General features: G+C 60.1%; 16 protein-coding genes. 13 read left to right on the top strand and 3 right to left on the bottom strand.

The annotated features are described in order from the left end of the window. The first annotated feature begins 621 nt into the window (after positions 1 to 621). From ACSQ8V_RS36470 to ACSQ8V_RS36440, 7 genes are all read left to right on the top strand, one after another. Positions 622 to 1,575 carry a C-terminal binding protein gene (locus ACSQ8V_RS36470; protein WP_436209072.1) on the top strand — a complete coding sequence of 318 codons (954 nt, stop codon included), beginning with the start codon at positions 622 to 624 and terminating at the stop codon, positions 1,573 to 1,575. A gap of 71 nt (positions 1,576 to 1,646) precedes the next feature. Beyond that, positions 1,647 to 2,690 carry an ABC transporter substrate-binding protein gene (locus ACSQ8V_RS36465; RefSeq protein ID WP_436209264.1) on the top strand — a complete coding sequence of 348 codons (1,044 nt, stop codon included), beginning with the start codon at positions 1,647 to 1,649 and terminating at the stop codon, positions 2,688 to 2,690. Positions 2,691 to 2,767: 77 nt separating this feature from the next. Continuing rightward, a complete protein-coding gene (locus ACSQ8V_RS36460) occupies positions 2,768 to 4,204 on the top strand; it encodes a sugar ABC transporter ATP-binding protein (RefSeq protein WP_436209071.1) in 1,437 nt (478 codons plus the stop codon). Then, positions 4,201 to 5,133 carry an ABC transporter permease gene (locus tag ACSQ8V_RS36455; protein WP_436209070.1) on the top strand — a complete coding sequence of 311 codons (933 nt, stop codon included), beginning with the start codon at positions 4,201 to 4,203 and terminating at the stop codon, positions 5,131 to 5,133. The genes ACSQ8V_RS36460 and ACSQ8V_RS36455 overlap by 4 nt, the downstream gene beginning before the upstream one ends. Next, on the top strand, positions 5,130 to 6,080 hold the full coding sequence (locus ACSQ8V_RS36450; protein WP_436209069.1) for an ABC transporter permease: 951 nt from the start codon (positions 5,130 to 5,132) through the stop codon (positions 6,078 to 6,080). Before ACSQ8V_RS36455 ends, ACSQ8V_RS36450 begins: the two co-directional genes overlap by 4 nt. A 12-nt stretch (positions 6,081 to 6,092) precedes the next feature. Continuing rightward, positions 6,093 to 7,010, top strand: coding sequence for an SMP-30/gluconolactonase/LRE family protein (locus ACSQ8V_RS36445; RefSeq protein WP_436209068.1), 918 nt, complete (start codon positions 6,093 to 6,095; stop codon positions 7,008 to 7,010). 56 nt (positions 7,011 to 7,066) lie between these two features. Next, entirely contained in the window at positions 7,067 to 8,170 is a 1,104-nt protein-coding gene (locus tag ACSQ8V_RS36440; RefSeq protein ID WP_436209067.1) for a malate/lactate/ureidoglycolate dehydrogenase, read from the top strand. 49 nt (positions 8,171 to 8,219) lie between these two features. On the opposite strand, the gene ACSQ8V_RS36435 is transcribed toward ACSQ8V_RS36440, so the two are convergent. Both ACSQ8V_RS36435 and ACSQ8V_RS36430 read right to left on the bottom strand, forming a co-directional pair. Further along, positions 8,220 to 8,987: a FadR/GntR family transcriptional regulator gene (locus ACSQ8V_RS36435; RefSeq protein WP_436209066.1), complete on the bottom strand. Its 768-nt coding sequence runs from the start codon at positions 8,985 to 8,987 to the stop codon at positions 8,220 to 8,222. A gap of 383 nt (positions 8,988 to 9,370) precedes the next feature. Beyond that, entirely contained in the window at positions 9,371 to 10,243 is an 873-nt protein-coding gene (locus tag ACSQ8V_RS36430; protein ID WP_436209065.1) for a helix-turn-helix domain-containing protein, read from the bottom strand. Between the two features lie 175 nt (positions 10,244 to 10,418). Between ACSQ8V_RS36430 and ACSQ8V_RS36425 the strand changes: the two genes are divergently transcribed. The 5 genes from ACSQ8V_RS36425 (at position 10,419) to ACSQ8V_RS36405 (ending at position 15,850) form a co-directional block, all read left to right on the top strand. Further along, positions 10,419 to 11,978 carry a sugar ABC transporter ATP-binding protein gene (locus ACSQ8V_RS36425; protein ID WP_436209064.1) on the top strand — a complete coding sequence of 520 codons (1,560 nt, stop codon included), beginning with the start codon at positions 10,419 to 10,421 and terminating at the stop codon, positions 11,976 to 11,978. Between the two features lie 8 nt (positions 11,979 to 11,986). Next, positions 11,987 to 13,081, top strand: a complete 1,095-nt coding sequence (locus ACSQ8V_RS36420; protein WP_436209063.1) for an ABC transporter permease — start codon at positions 11,987 to 11,989, stop codon at positions 13,079 to 13,081. Positions 13,082 to 13,119: 38 nt separating this feature from the next. Further along, positions 13,120 to 14,226 (top strand): ABC transporter substrate-binding protein, encoded by a 1,107-nt coding sequence (locus tag ACSQ8V_RS36415; protein ID WP_436209062.1) that lies wholly within the window; start codon positions 13,120 to 13,122, stop codon positions 14,224 to 14,226. Between the two features lie 136 nt (positions 14,227 to 14,362). Continuing rightward, entirely contained in the window at positions 14,363 to 15,622 is a 1,260-nt protein-coding gene (locus ACSQ8V_RS36410) for an LVIVD repeat-containing protein (protein WP_436209061.1), read from the top strand. A gap of 12 nt (positions 15,623 to 15,634) precedes the next feature. Then, a complete protein-coding gene (locus ACSQ8V_RS36405; RefSeq protein ID WP_436209060.1) occupies positions 15,635 to 15,850 on the top strand; it encodes a cupin domain-containing protein in 216 nt (71 codons plus the stop codon). A 62-nt stretch (positions 15,851 to 15,912) separates the two neighbouring features. Here ACSQ8V_RS36405 and ACSQ8V_RS36400 read toward each other — a convergent pair whose 3' ends face one another. Next, positions 15,913 to 16,704 (bottom strand): phytanoyl-CoA dioxygenase family protein, encoded by a 792-nt coding sequence (locus ACSQ8V_RS36400; RefSeq protein WP_436209059.1) that lies wholly within the window; start codon positions 16,702 to 16,704, stop codon positions 15,913 to 15,915. 103 nt (positions 16,705 to 16,807) lie between these two features. Here ACSQ8V_RS36400 and ACSQ8V_RS36395 point away from each other — a divergent pair, with 103 nt between their 5' ends. Next, the gene (locus tag ACSQ8V_RS36395; RefSeq protein ID WP_436209058.1) at positions 16,808 to 17,695 is read left to right on the top strand and encodes a LysR substrate-binding domain-containing protein; all 888 of its coding nucleotides are present in this window, start codon (positions 16,808 to 16,810) and stop codon (positions 17,693 to 17,695) included. The last annotated feature ends 184 nt before the right edge of the window (positions 17,696 to 17,879 follow it).

Genomic DNA, 17,879 nt, shown 5'->3' with positions numbered 1-17,879 from the left:
TCCCATTCCATTCGCCGCTCCCCGTCCTTCGTCCTGGACACCGCTGACTTGCGCGCGTCCTTATCAACCCAGGACGGGGCGCACGGTGCAACCTCCTGACCGCCACTTAGCGGTCGTCTCTAGCTCAAGGCGCTTCCGGTACAAGTTCGCTCTTCGGAAAGTTAGCGTTTGGCTGAGCGGGCATGTTGCTTCGGTCGTGGCGAACTGGCCTGAACATGGTCCAAGAAACGTGAATCAAGCGTTCGAGGCAGTTGTGAATCCACTGTCAACGATCCGTAGCGCCAACGAGCATCGCCACGCTGTTTCATTCGATCGGCAGGTCAACTGCGTCACCCGATTTTCGTCTGGGCACACATCGCAAATTTGTTGGACAGCAGCAGCATGAGCGACGGACTTCGCGACCGGCGCCTAGCGAGCTCTCCATATCGCTCGCACGGTTCCGGCGCCTTGCCGTTTGGAACGTCGGCAGAGGTAGATGATGAAACGGAAGGCCCTCAACTCAACCCTATCCGGATTTGATCAGTAAAACGGTCCACTCAAATTGGCATAGTGGTAATACCAATATACCAATTATTAATTGGTTACTACACTGCTTCCTCGTTCACAGATAACGCAAAACACATGAGAGTATTGATCACGGACTACGACTTCCCGGATGTAGAACTCGAGAGGTCACTCTATGAAAAGGCGGGTATCGAGGTAGTCGTCGCTCAATGCCGTAACGAGCAAGATGTCATTGCAGCCGCCGAAGGCTGCCAGGGTCTTCTCGTTCAATACGCCCCAATCAACGACCGCGTTTTCGCCGCGAGGCCAGAGATCCGTATCGTCAGCCGTCTTGGTGCAGGCTTCGATACCGTCAATACCGCTGATGCTCGCAAGCATGGCGTATGGGTAGCAAATTCTCCCGACTACGGCGTAGGGGAAGTGGCAAGCCATGCGCTCGCAATGACCTTGGCGCTGGTGCGTCACGTGGTCCTGTATGACCGCGATATCAAGGCGGGAAACTGGCACTACTCGAGCTCGGGGCGGCTTAACCGGGTCTCCGACATGACGCTCGGCATTGTCGGACTTGGCCGTATCGGCAAACGTATGGCATACATTGCACGCAACAGTTTCGCGCGTGTCATCGCCTTCGACCCCTATTTGATTGACGGCGATTTTCCCGCGTATGTGGAACCTGTCGACCTGGTGACGCTCTTCAGACAAGCCGACACCGTGTCCCTGCACGTGCCGCTCAATGGCGAAACGACCGGCCTGGTGAACGCGGCGCTGCTCGACTTGATGAAGCCGGGAAGCTTTCTCGTCAATACCGCGCGCGGCGGGGTCGTGAACATCGACGATGTGCTGACGGCACTCGACACCGGCAAGCTTGATGGTGCAGCGCTCGACGTGCTCCCGGTCGAGCCGCCGGCAACGAACTCACGCATCGTGCAGCATCCCCGTGTACTGGTCTCTCCGCACGCCGCCTTTTATTCGGTTGTCGCCGGCGCAGAGTTGCGGCGCAAGGCGGCACAGAACCTGATCGACTGGGCGCGCAATGGACGTCCGTCGTACGTAGTCGTGGAAGGAAGTTAGAAGCAGGTCGCAACATCGCCAAACGCGAAAGAGCTGTGCATCACACTCCATCAATTATAAAAAGGAATCCTATGAATACAAAAGAGACATCCACATGGATTGCACGGGCCGTCGTCGCGCTTGCGATCGGCGCCGCGACCTCCACCGTGTACGCGCAAGTGGCTACTGGCAACACATCGCAGGCCAAAATTGCGCTGTCCAACAACTACGCCGGAAACTCCTGGCGACAGGCGATGCTCAAGAGCTGGGACAACGCTTCGGCGGCGGCGATCAAGGCTGGGACCATTGCAGGAGCACCCGCTTTCACTACCTCGGGCAACCAGATTACCGAGCAGGCGCAGCAGGTCCAGAACCTGATCCTGCAGGGGTATAAGGCGATCGCAATCGATGCGGCGTCACCGACTGCACTCAACGGTGTCATCAAACAGGCATGCGACGCGGGCATCGTGGTCGTGTCCTTCGACGGGATCGTGACCGAGCCGTGCGCATACCGGGTGGTTGTCGACTATAAAAAGATGGGTGAGATGCAGTTGGATTATCTCAACGAGCGGATCAAATCCGGGAATCTGCTCGAAATCCGGGGTATCGCTGGTTCATCGATCGATGAACAGATCCATGGGGGCATCGCGGCCGGGGTGCAGAAGCACAGCACGTTCAAGGTCGTTGGTGCGGTCTATGGAAACTGGACTCAAACAGTGGCGCAAAAAGAGGTAGCGGGTATTCTGCCGACGCTTCCCAAGATCGACGCCATTGTCACTCAAGGCGGCGACGGTTACGGTGCGGCGCAGGCGTTCAAGGCAGCCGGGCGACCGGTGCCGGTCATCATCATGGGCAACCGCTATGAAGAGCTCGAGTGGTGGAAGCAGCAATCGAAAGAGGGCTATCAGACGATGTCCGTTTCCATCGCACCGGGCATCTCGACTTTCGCATTCTGGGTTGCACAGCAAGTGCTTGCAGGAAAGAAGATGCCGCACGACGTAATTGTCCCTCTGGTGATGGTCGACCAGAACAACCTCGACGAGATGCTCAAGAAAACCCCGCCGGGCGGCGTTACAAACGTCGAATACACGCGGGACGATGTCGTGAAACTGGTCGACAGCATGCCGAAGCATTAATCGGACGGCCTGGCGAATTCCGCACCGCGCATGCGGTGCATTCCTTCCCCGATTTCCCGACGATCCATGAGATGAGCATGTCCGAGACGATCGTTTCACTGACAGACATTCATAAGCGCTTTGGCAGCAACCATGTCCTCGATGGTCTTGACTTCGCAGTCAAGAGCGGCGAATGCGTGGGACTTGTCGGGCACAACGGCGCCGGCAAATCAACGCTGATGAATATTCTTGCGGGCACGCTCGCAATAGACAGCGGAGAGATGCGCATTGGCGACCGGCAGGTCGCTGCGCATTCGGTGAACAATGCTCATTCGTCCGGTATTCGCTGCGTGTTCCAGGAGTTGTCGCTATGTCCCAACCTGACCGTAGCCGAGAACGTGCGGGTCCTGCACCATGGCCTGTCCGGGTGGGGTTGGCGCAGGCGCGCCGCACGCCTGATAGCGGACAAGCTCGACGAGATTTTTACTGGCCATGGAATTCGATCGGATGCGGTGACAAGCGACCTGACGCTTACGCAGCGCCAGATGGTCGAAATCGCGCGGGCGTTCACCGAAGTAGACGCACCGGTCAGGCTTGTACTGCTCGACGAACCGACCTCGAGCCTTGATTCGACATCGGCGGACCAACTACTGAACTACGTGTACACCGCAACCGCGCAGCAACAGTCGGTCATTCTGATTTCGCACATGCTGGGCGAGATCGTGCGCGCGGCCGATCGCAGCGTCGTGATGCGCGACGGCAATGTTGTCGCTACGTTTGGTCGCGGTGCGACCAAGAACGAGGTCGTTGCCGCGATGGGTAACGTTGCTACTGAAACTCACGTCCGCGCTCCCACGCGCAAGAGCAACGCGGGCGAACTGCGCGTCGATCTCGCGGTTAAGGGGAAACACATTACCGCGCGCAAGGGCGAGATCATCGGGCTCGCGGGGCTTGCTGGTCACGGTCAGACGGAACTGCTACTCGAGGTGTTCGAGCAAGCGCGGCGAGGATCGGCAAGCGTGAACGGCACCGTTGCTTTCGTGGCAGGGGATCGCGTGAAAGACGGTGTGTTCCCATCGTGGTCGATCGGCGCCAATCTTTCAATCGGCGCAATGCCGGGGCTGTCGCGCGCAGGGTTCATATCGCCGGAGGGGGAAGCCGCACTCGGACAAGCGTGGCGCGACCGTATCCGGATCAAGACGGCCGACATGGATCAACCGATCCTGTCGCTATCCGGCGGTAATCAGCAGAAGGTGTTATTCGCACGGGCGCTCGCAGCGGACTCCCAAATCGTGCTGATGGACGATCCGCTGCGGGGCGTGGATCTCGGCACCAAGCTGGAGGTGTATCAGTTGATTCAGGCGGAAGCGGAGCAAGGGCGGACGTTCCTCTGGTACTCGACTGAACTCGAGGAGCTGGTCTATTGCGATCGCGTGTATGTCTTTCGCAGCGGCCACATGACCGGGTGTTTCTCCGCTGACGAGTTTTCGGAAGACAAGGTGATCAAGGCTTCATTCGATGAGGTGGCGGCATGAACGCATTGCTCCAACCCGCGCGACTGCGCGCAGCATTGCCGATGATCTCGCTGCTGATTGTGGTGTTGCCGATCTTCTATCTACAACCGCAGACGCTCAGCTATTTCGGCATCAACATGCTGATGAATCTGGCCGTTCCGATCGTGCTCGCGACAATGGCTCAGATGTGCGTGATCACCGTCAACGACCTGGATCTGTCGATAGGCAGCTTTGTCGGCTTCGTGGCGTGCGTCGGCGCTTCGCTCTTGCAGCAGAACACTGTGTTCGGCATTGCGGTGCTGGTCGGGTGCGTGCTGATGTATGGCGTGGTCGGCATGCTGATCGAGTGGCGCAACCTGCCTTCTATTGTCGTCACGCTCGGCATGTCGTTTGTCTGGCTTGGACTAGCCCTCCTGCTGATGCCGGCACCCGGCGGCAGCACGCCCGAGTGGCTGCAGCATCTGGTTCAGTGGCATATGCCGCTGATCCCGTTTCCGATCGTGGCCGCCGTTGTCATCGCTGTCGCGACGCATTTTTTCCTGATGCGCTCAGCGTGGGGCACGCTTTTGCGTGGTGCCGGCGGTAACGGACGCGCACTCGCTCGCGCCGGATGGTCGCTGCTCTGGGCGCGCGGCCTGATGTACGCTCTCGCGGGCGTGTTCGGCGTGCTGTCGGGGCTGACGCTGGTGGGTTTCACAACCTCGGCGGATGCCAATATCGCGCTGCGCTACACCATGATTTCTATTGCGGCGGTCATTCTCGGCGGCGGTGAATTCGTCGGTGGAAGAGTGTCGCCGTGTGGCGCGGTTATCGGGGCGCTCACGCTGACGCTCGCTGCATCGTTCCTTTCTTTTCTGGATATCTCACCGACATGGCAAATTGGAGCGCAAGGCGCAATCCTCATCGCAGTATTGTCGCTGCGGGCAGTGATCGGGCGCGCGCGAGCATGAGTTCGTTCGCGGCGGCCCGTACGGTCCTGAGAAAACCCTGGCTCTGGTCGTATGCCGGCGCCTTGGTAGTGTGGCTCGTTACCCTCGGTGGCGTCCGGGGGCAGGGCGCCGGCGGCATCATTGCCGCTGCACTGACCTTCTCGGTATTCCTGGTCCTGGTCGGTTTCGGGCAGATGCTCGTGATCACATCGGGCCCCGGCAACATTGACCTCTCTGTGCCCTCGACGATCACCTTCGCAGGCGTTGTCGCGACGCAGTTGATGGGCGGACAAAACGACATGATCGTGCCCGGCGCCCTGGCTGCCGTCGCTGTCGGCGTCGTGGTGGGGAGCCTTAATTATGGCCTGATCCGGTTGCTGCGGATCCCGCCGATCATCGCTACGATGTCGTCCAGCTTTCTCGTTCAGTCCATGGCTATCAGCTATGGCCGGGGCGCACGCGCAATCCCGCCGTCCGATCTCGTCGCTTTCGCAAACGGCCGCGTGCTGGGCGTGCCCTACACGGCCATCGCAGCCGTCGCGCTGGCCATCGCGCTCGGCTACGTGACTGCTCGCAGCGTGTATGGCCGCTCTCTGTCAGCGCTCGGCCAGAGCGCGGGGGCCGCGCGCCTGGCGGGCATCAGGGTCGAGCGCACGCGCTACTTCACTTATGCCTTTTGCGCCGTGCTCGCGGCCCTGACCGGATACCTGCTGGCTGCGTTCTCGGGCGGCGCAACACTCGACATGGGCGACGACTACATGCTGTCCTCGATCGCTGTGACGGTCATAGGCGGCACAGCCGTCGCGGGCGGCCGCGCAAGTGTCCCGGGAATCTGGGGAGCGGCGCTGTTCCTGTTCCTGATGGTGACCATGCTTAATGCGCTCGGCGTCGGCGCGGGTCTTCGCCTTGTCATTACGGGTGTACTGATCATCGGCATTATCATCTTCGCAAGTAATCGAAAAAACTGATAAGGAATGCGAATGTCTACAGAAGGCTGTGGTTACGAGATCATCGACCCGTCATTCCGTGAACTGGTCCTGCCCAATGCGTGGGTCGAGAAACTCTACGGCGGCTGCCGTTGGGCAGAGGGACCGGTGTATTTCACGGATGGTGATTTTCTCGTGTGGAGCGACATTCCGAACAACCGGATGATGCGCTGGGTGCCAGGCCTGGGCGTGTCGGTGTTTCGCCAGTTTTCGAATTACAGCAACGGCAATACGCGTGACCGGCAAGGGCGGCTTGTCTCATGTGAGCAGGGCGGACGGCGCGTCACGCGCACGCAACCGGACGGCACGATCGAGGTGATCGCTGACCACTATCAGGGCAAGCGGCTCAATTCTCCCAACGATGTCGTGGTCGCATCCGACGACAGCGTCTGGTTCACCGATCCGACCTACGGCATTCACAGCGACTACGAAGGTTATAAGGCGCAAAGTGAAATTGGCGCCTGCTATGTGTACCGATGGGACGCGGATAGCGGCGAGTTGTCGGTCGTCGCGGACGACTTCCTGAAGCCCAACGGGCTCGCTTTCTCTCCCGATGAAAGCCAGCTCTACATTGCCGATACGGGTGCTACGCACACGGAAAACGGCCCGCACCACATTCGCGTATTCGACGTGATCGACGGAGCGACGCTCGCCAATGGGCGCGTATTCGCGGAAATCGATCCGGGACTCGCCGATGGATTTCGCCTCGATGTTCAGGGCAACGTGTGGACGTCGGCGGGCGATGGCGTCCACTGCTATTCCCCCGCAGGGAAGTTGCTCGGCAAGATCAGGATTCCTGAAGTCGTGGCGAATCTGACCTTTGGCGGACCGAAGCGGAATCAGCTTTTTATTGCTGCTACGAGTTCGATCTATGCAGTGTACGTCGGCGTAGCCGGGGCACAAAGGCCTTGAAGCTGTCTCCGGCGTTTTTTCTTGCAGCGAATTTCAGGTAGATTGAAGTGGAAAATATGCAAACACATAACGAGAACGCGGTGCGGGAACTCAGGATTTCCCCGGACGACTTACATGCCTACGTCAGTAAGATATGGGAGACCGCAGGCAGTGATTCAAGAGAGGCGCGGTTGGTCGCGGACCACTTGGTTCTCGCCAACCTTTCCGGTCACGATTCGCACGGCGTGGGGATGATCCCACGTTATATGCGTTCGCTGCACGAGGGAGAATTGAAATTGAACGGGCACGCACGGATCGTGCGCGACGCCGGCGCGGTCCTGACTATCGACGGTGCTTACGCGTTCGGTCAGACGGTGGCTTACGAATCAATGGAGCACGCGATCGATCGAGCGAAAAGCTTCGGTGTCTGTGCGCTCGGTCTGAGAAATGCTCATCACATCGGCCGGATAGGACATTGGGCCGAACAGTGCGCCGCAGCCAATCTCGTCTCGTTTCATTTCGTTAACGTAGCGGGTGATCCGCTGGTTGCACCCTTCGGTGGTAAGGACCGCCGCTTCGGCACGAACCCTTTCTGCGCCGGTTTTCCACGCGCAGGCAAATCGCCGCTAGTGTTGGATTTCGCGACGGCGCGTATCGCCTATGGGAAAACCCGAGTCGCGTATAACAAGGGTGTCAACGTGCCCGACGGTTGCCTGATCGATCACGAGGGACGGCCGACGAACGAGCCCCGTGTCATGCACGCACAGCCTTTTGGCTCGCTGTTGGCGTTTGGCGAGCATAAGGGATCCGGGCTTGCCGCGATGTGCGAAATCTTCGCGGGCGCGCTGTCAGGCGGGTTCACGACTCACGAAAGCACGCTGGTAAAAACGAACGCTATTGTCAATAGCATGTTCTCTGTGGTCGTCGATCCTCGCGCGTTGGATGCACCTTCGAGCGAGGCGGAGGCTGAGGCGTTCATCGAATGGGTCAAGGCGTCGCCGCTTGCCGAAGGTACCGACAAAATCCTGGCGCCAGGTGAACCCGAAATGGCGTTGCGGGAAGAACGGCGCAAAAGGGGAATACCTGTCGACGCGACGACGTGGCTGCAGATTCGTGAAGCGGCGATTTCGGCAGGCATGTCGCCGGCCATCGTTGACACATTCGCCTCGAGGGCAGGTTAATTATTTGACGATGCATCTGCGTGGCGCTGCTAAAGCACGCCAGGTTTGTCTAAGAGGGCCGCTTACGGAGCTTTCCCGTTCCGCCAGCCGGCGCCGCCACGGAAACCGTGGTGGCCTCCTGCGTCAGGCTCGACGTCAGCCGTTTGAACGACACATCCATATGCTTGTGCATCGCAGCGCGCGCGGCAGTACTGTTCCTTGCGCGCAGCGCGCTCAAGATCGCCCTGTGTTCTGCGACCGCCTGGGCCCATACCGCAGTCGTATCGAAATGACTGTTTAACAAGTCAAAGAGCGGCCCCATCCGGGCATCGAACAAGCGCGCGACCAATCCGACCAGCACGCTGTTGCCCGTTGCCTCAGCAAGGCATACGTGAAACGCGCGGTCTGCCTCGAGCGGATTGACGCCCGCCGCGATCTGGGTCTCCATTGCGTTGATCGCTTCTTCCATGATCTCGAACTGGGCCTTACGCCCGGTCTTCGCCGCGGTCGCCGCGACTTCGCCTTCCACCATCTTGCGGGCGCGAATGAGCTCGAGTGGACCTTCTTCGCTCGACAGGTCGAGAACATCATTGTTGCGAGGCTGTCGCAGTGCCCGCACGTAAATGCCTGAGCTGACGCGTACCTCGATCAGACCTTCCACTTCCAGCGCAATCAAGGCTTCTCGTAACGAAGGCCGACTGACGCCGAGCTGTACTGCCAGATCCCGTTCCGCCGGCAGGCGAGTCCCCACTGCGAATTCCCCGTTCATGATGAGCGCGCGTAATTGATCGCTGATCTGCCGGTAAAGTCGTTGGGGTTCGATTGCCTTGATGGGCATAGGCTATTCCGTTGCTGTTACTGATTTTTGACTCGGGCACGAGCCAGTGAATGAGGACGGGGCAGGCGGTTGAACCCCGCTCTAGCCTGCTGGCTCGCGCGATTCGGACTGTTGAATTATACCCGCCCGGAGACCCTGCGAACTCGCGGGGAAAGCTAATCAAAAGTCGACGCCAGGTGCAGTGCGTCGCGCGAACGGATCGCTCGGCGTGCGTACCATGCCCCGGATGTGTGCGCCGCGACTTCTCCCGGTGCCGCCCACGCGTCCTGTGAGCGGGCCGGAATCTCAACAGCGTGGAGGTCTTGTTTGGGTGTTGCGAGAGATCGGTGCCCCGGCAGCGTTTGCGAGAGGCTTAACGCTGGGAGAAGCGCTGAACCCTGCCGTTAAACCTCGCTCCCAATCCGGCTCCCCATTGTGTTGTTTTGGATGAACGTTTCATTCAGGAAGTCGCGCGTGTACGAACTTGGGGTCTTCCCTGTGAACGAAGAAAAGGCCAGCGTAAAAGCGGCTACGCTATTGAAGCCCACTTCCAGCGCCGTTTGCGTGACGGACAGACGTTTGCGCGTCATCAGTTCAATCGCGCGCGCCATGCGCAATTCTTGCAAGAAGCGGCGCCAGCTCATTCCCAGCTCGTCCTGGAAGTATCGACGTAACGTGCGCACCGACGTGCCGGCCGCTTGCGCCGCCAGTTCGATAGTCGCCGAGTCCAGCCGCGTGCGCGTATAAGCGATGGCGCGCTTGAGTGCAGGCGACTCGCCGAACGGAATCCACATCATGCGCGAGCACTCGAACCAGTCCTTGCATAGGAGGCCGAGCGCCTGGAAATAAGCGTTGGCAATCGCGTCATCGGCGGCACGTTCACGGCCCCAGCGCAGCGCATAACCGAACATCTCGCGCGCCAGCCCGCTAACTGGTGCCGCCCAGCAGCCTTCGTGCTGCCACACCGTATGTTGCGCGCCAAGGTGGGTCACGACCACTACCGCATCGGCGCTGGTGTAAAGCCGGTACGGCCGGCTATGCGGGATAAAAACCATATGAGCGGGCAGCAGCAACCACTCACCGTGCGGCCCTTCAAGTTTCAGGCGCCCCTGCTCGACGCACAGGATCTTGTTCTTCGGGTCGCCGCGCGAGCCGATCACCGCCTTGCCCGGTTCCACGCGTTCGACACATTCCGGCAGCGGATCGCTGCATCGAAACGGGTTGACGGGATCGTCCTCCGGCATTGCCCAGTCGATGAGTTCGTCGTTCTCTTTCATGGTGTCTCACTCCATTCTTCAGCTTTTTACGGTCATTCCACGCTGGCCGTTTTTCGATGTTCGGCTGGCCGATTTTCGATGAACGGTCGCGAATGCCTGGTCCAATAATAGTAAAAACAAAAAAAGGGTATGACAAACACTAAATTCGGCCAACGGCTGATTGATGGAGTGAGACATGTCTACAACGATGCAAAGCGCGGCCGAGCCGCGTGCAGCACCGCGTATTCCGGTGCTCGAAGTGCGCGGCGTCGGCAAGCGCTTCAACGGCGTGAGCGCGCTCGAGGACGTCAGCTTCGACGTTGCCGCCGGTGAAATCGTCGCGTTGCTTGGCGAGAACGGCGCCGGCAAATCCACCCTCATCAAGATATTGGCCGGTGTTCACGCACCGTCGAGCGGCACGCTGCTGTTTCGCGGCGCGCCGACGGATGCGCGTGCCATGCGCGGCCGTGTCGCGTTCGTGCATCAGGACCTGGGACTCGTCGACTGGATGACGGTTGCCGAGAACATTGCGCTCGCGACCACCTATGCGAAGCGGCGTGGCCTGATCTCGTGGGGCGCAGTGCGCGCGTCTGCTGAGGCCGCGCTGTCGCTGGTAGGCGGCGACATCGATCCTGAACAGCGCGTGTTCACGTTGTCGCGCGCGGAGAAGTCACTGGTGGCCATAGCGCGTGGCCTGTCGAGCCGCGCCGATCTGTTGGTCCTCGACGAACCGACCGCGAGCCTGCCCGAAAGCGAAGTGCAGCGCCTGCATCGCGTGTTGCTGGGTCTGCGCGAGCAAGGCGTCGCGATGATCTATGTATCGCACCGGCTGGACGAGGTGTTTGCGTTATCCGATCGCATTGTGGTGCTGCGCGATGGCCGGCGCGTCGCGCAGCAGAACACGGCCGACACCGCGCCTGCCGAACTGATTCGCCATATTGTTGGACGTGAACCCGACTCGGTATTCGTGCGGCCGCCCGCGCCGGGTGCTGCGCCCATCGCGTTGTCGGTGCGCAGGTTACATACGGAAGAAGCAGGTCCGCTTAACTTCGATGTCCGCCGCGGCGAGATCCTCGGACTGGTCGGCTTGCGCGGCGCGGGCCACGACTCGCTTGGCAAGGCGCTGTTCGGCGCGGCGCCGATCCTCTCCGGCACCGTGCTGCTCAACGGTGAACAAGTGGATCTGTCATCGCCCGGAGCGGCCGTGGCGAACGGCTTGTGCCTGGTGGCCGGCGACCGTTACGGCGAGTCGATAGGACCCGGCCTCAGTGTTCGCGAGAACCTCTTTCTCAATCCTCGCGCAAGCGGCCGCAAGGCGTTGCATATGCGCTCGGCGGCCAGCGAAACCGTCGAAGCGCTGGCACTGGGACGACGTGTTGCGTTGCGCCCGAACGATCCGGCGGCGTTGATCGAAACGCTCTCGGGCGGTAATCAGCAGAAGGTCGTGATCGCGCGTTGGCTGCGGATTGGCGCGCATGTACTGATTCTCGAGGACCCCACCGCAGGCGTCGATATTGGTGCCAAGGCGGAAATTTACCGGCTGCTTGGGGAGGCGGTGCGCACCGGCATGGCGGTGGTGCTGATCTCGTCGGACTTCGAGGAGACAGCCCAGATCTGCCATCGGGCACTGGTGTTTCGGACGGGCACGATTGCTCGCGAGTTGCCCGTCGACCAGCTCAGCGTGTCGGAGTTGCTGCATTGCGCGTCGCTGGATTATGGCGTGACGCCCGTCGATGTCATTCCCCTTTCTGCCTGAGGCACCCCATGCAATCGCTCAAATCCAACGCGCTCGAACCAACGCGCCGTGAACTCGCCGGCCTCTCACCGATCTCCCGATTCGTGCGCCTGTTGCCTGTGTTCGGCTTGCCGGTCCTCACGCTCGCGCTGATCGTGCTGTTCTCGCTGATCCTGCCTGACACGTTTCCCACCTTGCTGAACGTGCGGTCGATCGTTGGTGATAAATCGATCATCGCGATCCTCGCCCTTGCCGCGATGATTCCGATGGCAACCGGACGTATCGACCTGACAGTCGGCTATGGGATCGTGCTTTGGCACATCCTCGCCATCAGCCTGCAGACGTCCTATGGAATCGATTGGCGGGTCGCGGTAGTCATTGTTCTTGCGCTTGGCGCGCTGCTGGGATTGCTCAACGGGCTGCTGGTCGAAGTCGCGCAAATCGATTCGTTCATCGCCACGCTGGGAACAGGCACCGTGCTTTACGCCATTGCGATGTGGCATACCGGCGGACGTCAGGTCATTGGCACCCTGCCCGACGCCTTCACGTCCATTTTTACCACGTCATTGTTCGGACTGCCAATCGCTGCAACGTATGTGGTGGTGATCGCGATCGTGTTATGGATCGCGTCGGACTATCTGCCGATCGGCCGCTACCTCTACGCAATCGGCGCGAACCCGCGTGCTGCCGCACTCAACGGTATTCCGGCCCGTCGCTACGTGATTCTTGCTTTTGTCAGCTCGGGCGTGCTGACGGCCTTCGCGGGGATCGTGCTCGCGGCCAAGCTGCGCATTGGCCAGGCGAGCGTCGGGCTTGACTACTTGCTGCCCGCGCTGGTTGGCGCGTTCCTCGGCTCGACCACGATCAAGCCCGGGCGGGTCAATGTATGGGGCACGGTAGTCGGTGTGTCCATCCTGGCGGTCGGCATAGCGGGGATCCAGCAGCTTGGCGGCGACTTCTACATCGAACCGCTTTTTAACGGCGCGACGTTGCTGGTTGCAATCGGCATTGCCGGGTACACCCAGCGACGGCGCCGCAGCCCGCGCAAGTCCATTCAGACCCCTGTACCGGGCGAAACCGATGGATCGGCGCACACGCTGCCGGGTACTGGGCGCAGCGATTAACCGCACGTACCGCACTGATACAACTAACAGGAGACACCATGAAGCAGCGTCTTATGATGACCCTTTGTGCCGCGCTGGCCGCATCGTCTGCATTGAACGCACGCGCGGACGACACGTTCCTGGCCGAAGCGAAGGCCTACACGGCGCAGGCGACGAAGTCGGGTCAGGCGTGGAGCGGTCCGACGACCGGACCCACCGCACAGCATGGAAAGACAATCGTGTTCGTATCGGCGGATCAACGCGACAGCGGGCCACGCGGCGTAGCGGAAGGGGTCAAGGAAGCGGCAGGCGCGATCGGCTGGAACTTCCGCCTGATCGATGGCCAGGGTTCGATCTCGGGACGTTCGGCCGCGATGAACCAGGCCATTGCACTCAAGCCCGATGGCATCGTGCTCGGCAGCGTTGACGCGAGGGAGCAGGCTTCGCTGATCCACCAGGCCGTTGCGCGCGGTATCAAGGTGGTGGGCTGGCATTCACTGCCGAAGCCCGGGCCGGCTCCGCAAGATGGGTTCGTCACTAACCTCGCGACGGATCCGCTCGACGTGGCGAAGGCCTCAGTCATGTACGTGATCGCGCAGTCGAACGGCAAAGCGGGCGTGGTTATCTTCACGGACTCCACCTACGAGATCGCGACGGCCAAATCCAACGCAATGGCGGAACTGGTCAAGAAGTGCACCCGTTGCCAGTTGCTGAAGATAGAGGACACGCCGCTATCCGACACCGCGACGCGCATTCCTCAACTCACCTCCACCATGTTGCAGCGCTACGGCGCAAAGTGGACATGGGCGCTAGCCATCAACGACCTGCCGTTCGATTTCATGTCGCCCGCGCTGCAGCAAGCTGGCTACAAGGGTGCCGGGCCGCTGCTTGGGGTCTCGGCAGGCAACGGCAGCGAGTCGGCATTCCAGCGTATCCGCACCGGCGAATATCAGGCGGCGACCGTTGCCGAGCCGGTGTCGCTGCATGGCTGGCAGGCGGTGGACGAACTGAACCGCGCGTTTGCCGGTACGCCGGTGAGCGGCTACACGGCGCCGGTGCATTTGGTTACGGCAAGCGATATTGCCTATGACGGCGGGAAGATGAACCGCTATGACCCGGACAATCATTATCGCGATGTGTATCGACGCATTTGGGGTGTTAAATAACTGACGCCGTTATCTTGTTTTCGATGACTCCAATTACGTAATTTGGACTCCATATTACATAGAGTTTCCCGCTATCCGGTTCATGCACCGGCGCGGGGACCGAACACGGCGGAATTCCCGGACCCAGGTTCTGATCATGACTGACATTCAATTACACACTCCTGATTTTTCGCGAAATATGCGCTTGATTGGCCACAGCGACCAGGGAGGCCGTGCCGACGGTGTGCAACTGATGGTGCATCGCGGTTACGCCTACATTGGCCATATGTTCTCGAAGGGTTTTAGTGTCGTGGATGTGCGTGATCCGCGCCGTCCCGCCACGGTCGCTTACGTGCCGGCGCCACCGAACACATGGAACATTCACTTGCAGACCCATGACGATCTGCTGCTCGTCATCAACGCCAAGGACATGTTTGCGGCCGCGGAGTTTCAGGATGAACGTGCCTACTACGAGGGTGCACTCGGCAAGAAGGTCGGCACCGCGCAACGCTCGACCCGTGACCGAAACTGGCGTGCGGGCCTGGCTGTGTACGACATTTCGAAGGGGGATACGCCGCGTGAGATTGGCTTTATGCCGGTCGAAGGCGGGGGCATCCACCGCGTCTGGTACACGGGCGGACGCTGGGCGTACGCATCGGCGCTGCTTGACGGTTTTTCAGATTACATCTTCATCACGATCGATATGTCCGACCCGTGCCATCCGCGCGAAGCGGGGCGTTTCTGGCTACCCGGCATGCATGTTGTCGCCAATGAAACGCCATCATGGCCGGCGACGCGGCGTTACGGCTTGCATCATCCGATCGTTCACGGCGACACCGCTTACTGCGCATGGCGCGATGCCGGACTGGTCATGCTCGACGTCGCCGATCGCAGCGCGCCGAAGCTGATCACACACCGCAACTGGTCGCCGCCCTTCGGTGGCGGAACCCATAACTGCCTGCCCTTGCCCGACCGCGATCTGCTGGTCGTGCTCGACGAGGCGGTACTCGATCATCAGGAGGACGGCGAGAAATTCATCTGGCTTTTCGATGTCCGCGAGCCGTCCAATCCGGTCAGCATCTCGACCTTTCCATCGCCCAGCGAGATTGGGTACCGGCAGAAACAGGGGCACTTTGGCCCGCATAATTTGCATGAGAACCGGCCGGGAAGTTTTGTCAGTTCGCGGCTGATCTTTGCGACTTATCAGAACGCGGGAGTGCGGGTATTCGACATGAGCGATCCGTACCGGCCAGTCGAAGTCGGGGCGTTTGTACCGCCGCAGCCGGCACAATTGATGGATCACCGTCCAAATCGGCCTAACGTGATTCAGTCTTCCGATGTATTCGTCGATGCCGAAGCGCTGGTGTATTCGACCGACTACAACGGGGGGCTCTACATTCTTGAGTTTCAGGGTTAAGCCGATGAACATGTGCTCAACGCGGGCGATTCATTCGCCTTCCCGTCCAATCTGCCGCATGCCTATTACAACCCGGGGGACGTTGTCGCGAGGGTCATCTGGTTCAACCCCCCCCAACGTTTTGACGACCGTCGTCTTTTCCCGCGGACTGCGTCCCAACTTCGTGGCCGGACGGCTTTGTTCGGGAGGTTTGCAATTTGGCGAGCGCCATACCAGCCCGAACGGTAGATCACCGTTTACCTCACCGCTTTGACGTCGAACCCGCTTTCATGGTGGTGCACCGTGTGCGGCTAGTTCAGAATGTCGTCGCTACCCAATTGCAACGGCACGAAGTTAGTCGAACGCACGTAATCCGGACGCGGCTTCTCCACATCGGCGGGACGATTCGCGACAGGGTTGTACACGATATACGCCTGCCAGCGGTCGTCACCGGAAAGATTATGGCCCGACGAATGCACGATGTTGGCATCGAAGAACACGACCGTTCCCGGCGAGCCCATGATCGGCACCGCTTTTGGATGCGTCGATAGAACTTCGAGCATCTTCGGCTTCGGCACGACGTAAAAGCGGTATCCGGTCGCGTCATCGAATGCGGGTTGCAGCGAGCCGAGCTTGTGGCTTCCAGGAATGAAGTACAGGCAGCCGCCCATTTCCGTCGGTTCATCGAGCATGACGAGCGCGGTAGTCATCGTCGGATTCGGCACGCCGTCGAGGTGCCACGTTCCGAAGTCCTGATGCCATTGCCATACTGAACCATCGATGGCGGTTTTCAGGTTGCACTTGGTGTGATGAATGTAGAGCGCCGGATCGTTCAATAGCTGCTGCGCCGGCTCGAGCAGTCGCGGCGCGCGCGATAGCGCGTGAAACACCGGCGATGCCGTCGGACTCTGCGTTTCGTGCACCTTGTAGATCGTCTTCGCAATGCCACCGTTTTTTTCGCGCACCAGATGATCGGTATCGATTTGCTGGATGCGCTTCAGCTCGCGCTTCATTTCCTGCACTTCCTCGCTGGACAGCAAGGACGGCAGCGCGACGAAGCCATCGCGCGCATAAGCGGTCAGTTGGGCATCACTGAGTTTCACGATGCATATCTCCTTGTTGATTGTTTGAAGATCGATCGTAGTGCCATCCGGAAGCGATGTAAAAGATATAATAAGTTCGCTTTCAGTACCTTAAAGGTATGACATGGAGCTTCGTCATCTGCGTTATTTTCTGGCTGTCGCGCAAACCCTGAACTTCACCAAAGCGGCCGAGCGTCTGCACATGGCGCAGCCGCCGCTGAGCCGCCAGATTCGCGAACTCGAAGAAGAATTGGGTGTGGAGCTGTTCGACCGGCGCGGCAAGCGCGTGGGATTGTCGTCGGCGGGAATGGTGTTTGCGGATCGCGCCCAGCGCATTCTGGCATCGGCGGATGCTGCCGTGATCGACTCACAGCGCGCGGCGCGCGGCGAGATTGGGCGCCTGGCGGTCGGCTTCTTCGAACACATCGCGTACACGCTGTTGCCCGCGCTCATTCGCGAGTTCCAGCAGCGTTTCCCCGATGTATCCATCGAGTTGCGCTGGTTCACGGCCGCCGAGCAGGTCAACGCACTCGCGCGCGGCGAAGTCGATGTCGCGTTCGTGCGCGCCGTGCCGCCCGAGACGAACCTGGCATCCACAATGATCCTCCGCGAGCCGTTCGTCATTGCTATTGCAAAGGACAATCCGCTTGCAGCGAGACGCACCATTTCGATCGTCGATTGCGCGACCATGCGCGTCATCAACTATCGCAAGGATGTCGCGCCCGACTATCACGCCATTATCAATCAGCTGTGCGCGCTGGGCGGCTTCACGCCATCGCCGTTATTCGAAATGGGGCAGATCTACGCATCGCTCGGACTCGTGAGCTCGGGATTCGGCATTGCGCTGGTGCCCGCCTCGGTCCAGCGTGTGCACATGGATAACGTGGTGTATCGGCCGCTTCGCGAACGCCATGCAGTGAGCGAATTGCTGCTCGCGTGGACGAATCCATCGCCGCCTGCGGTGTTGAGCGCGTTCGTGGAACTCGCGCGCGAGATTGCCGGCCGTCCCTGAAATGCGACCGCCCTCAACCTGTCGCCATCAGATTTGAACAATGTGACGCCTCTTGAAGCCATGGAATATTTTATCCGTGGACGGCAATCACTTACTCTACGACCTCGTTGTTCGGTGCCTCCGCTACCGAATCACGGGTGCGCTCATCTACGGCCCATCCCGGATTGGCTAGACCCGCGCCATC

Source organism: Caballeronia sp. LjRoot31 (assembly GCF_964253885.1).
GTDB lineage: Bacteria > Pseudomonadota > Gammaproteobacteria > Burkholderiales > Burkholderiaceae > Caballeronia.
The sequence above is the reverse complement of the archived record's forward strand: the minus strand, read 5'-3'. Positions and strand labels throughout refer to the sequence as shown.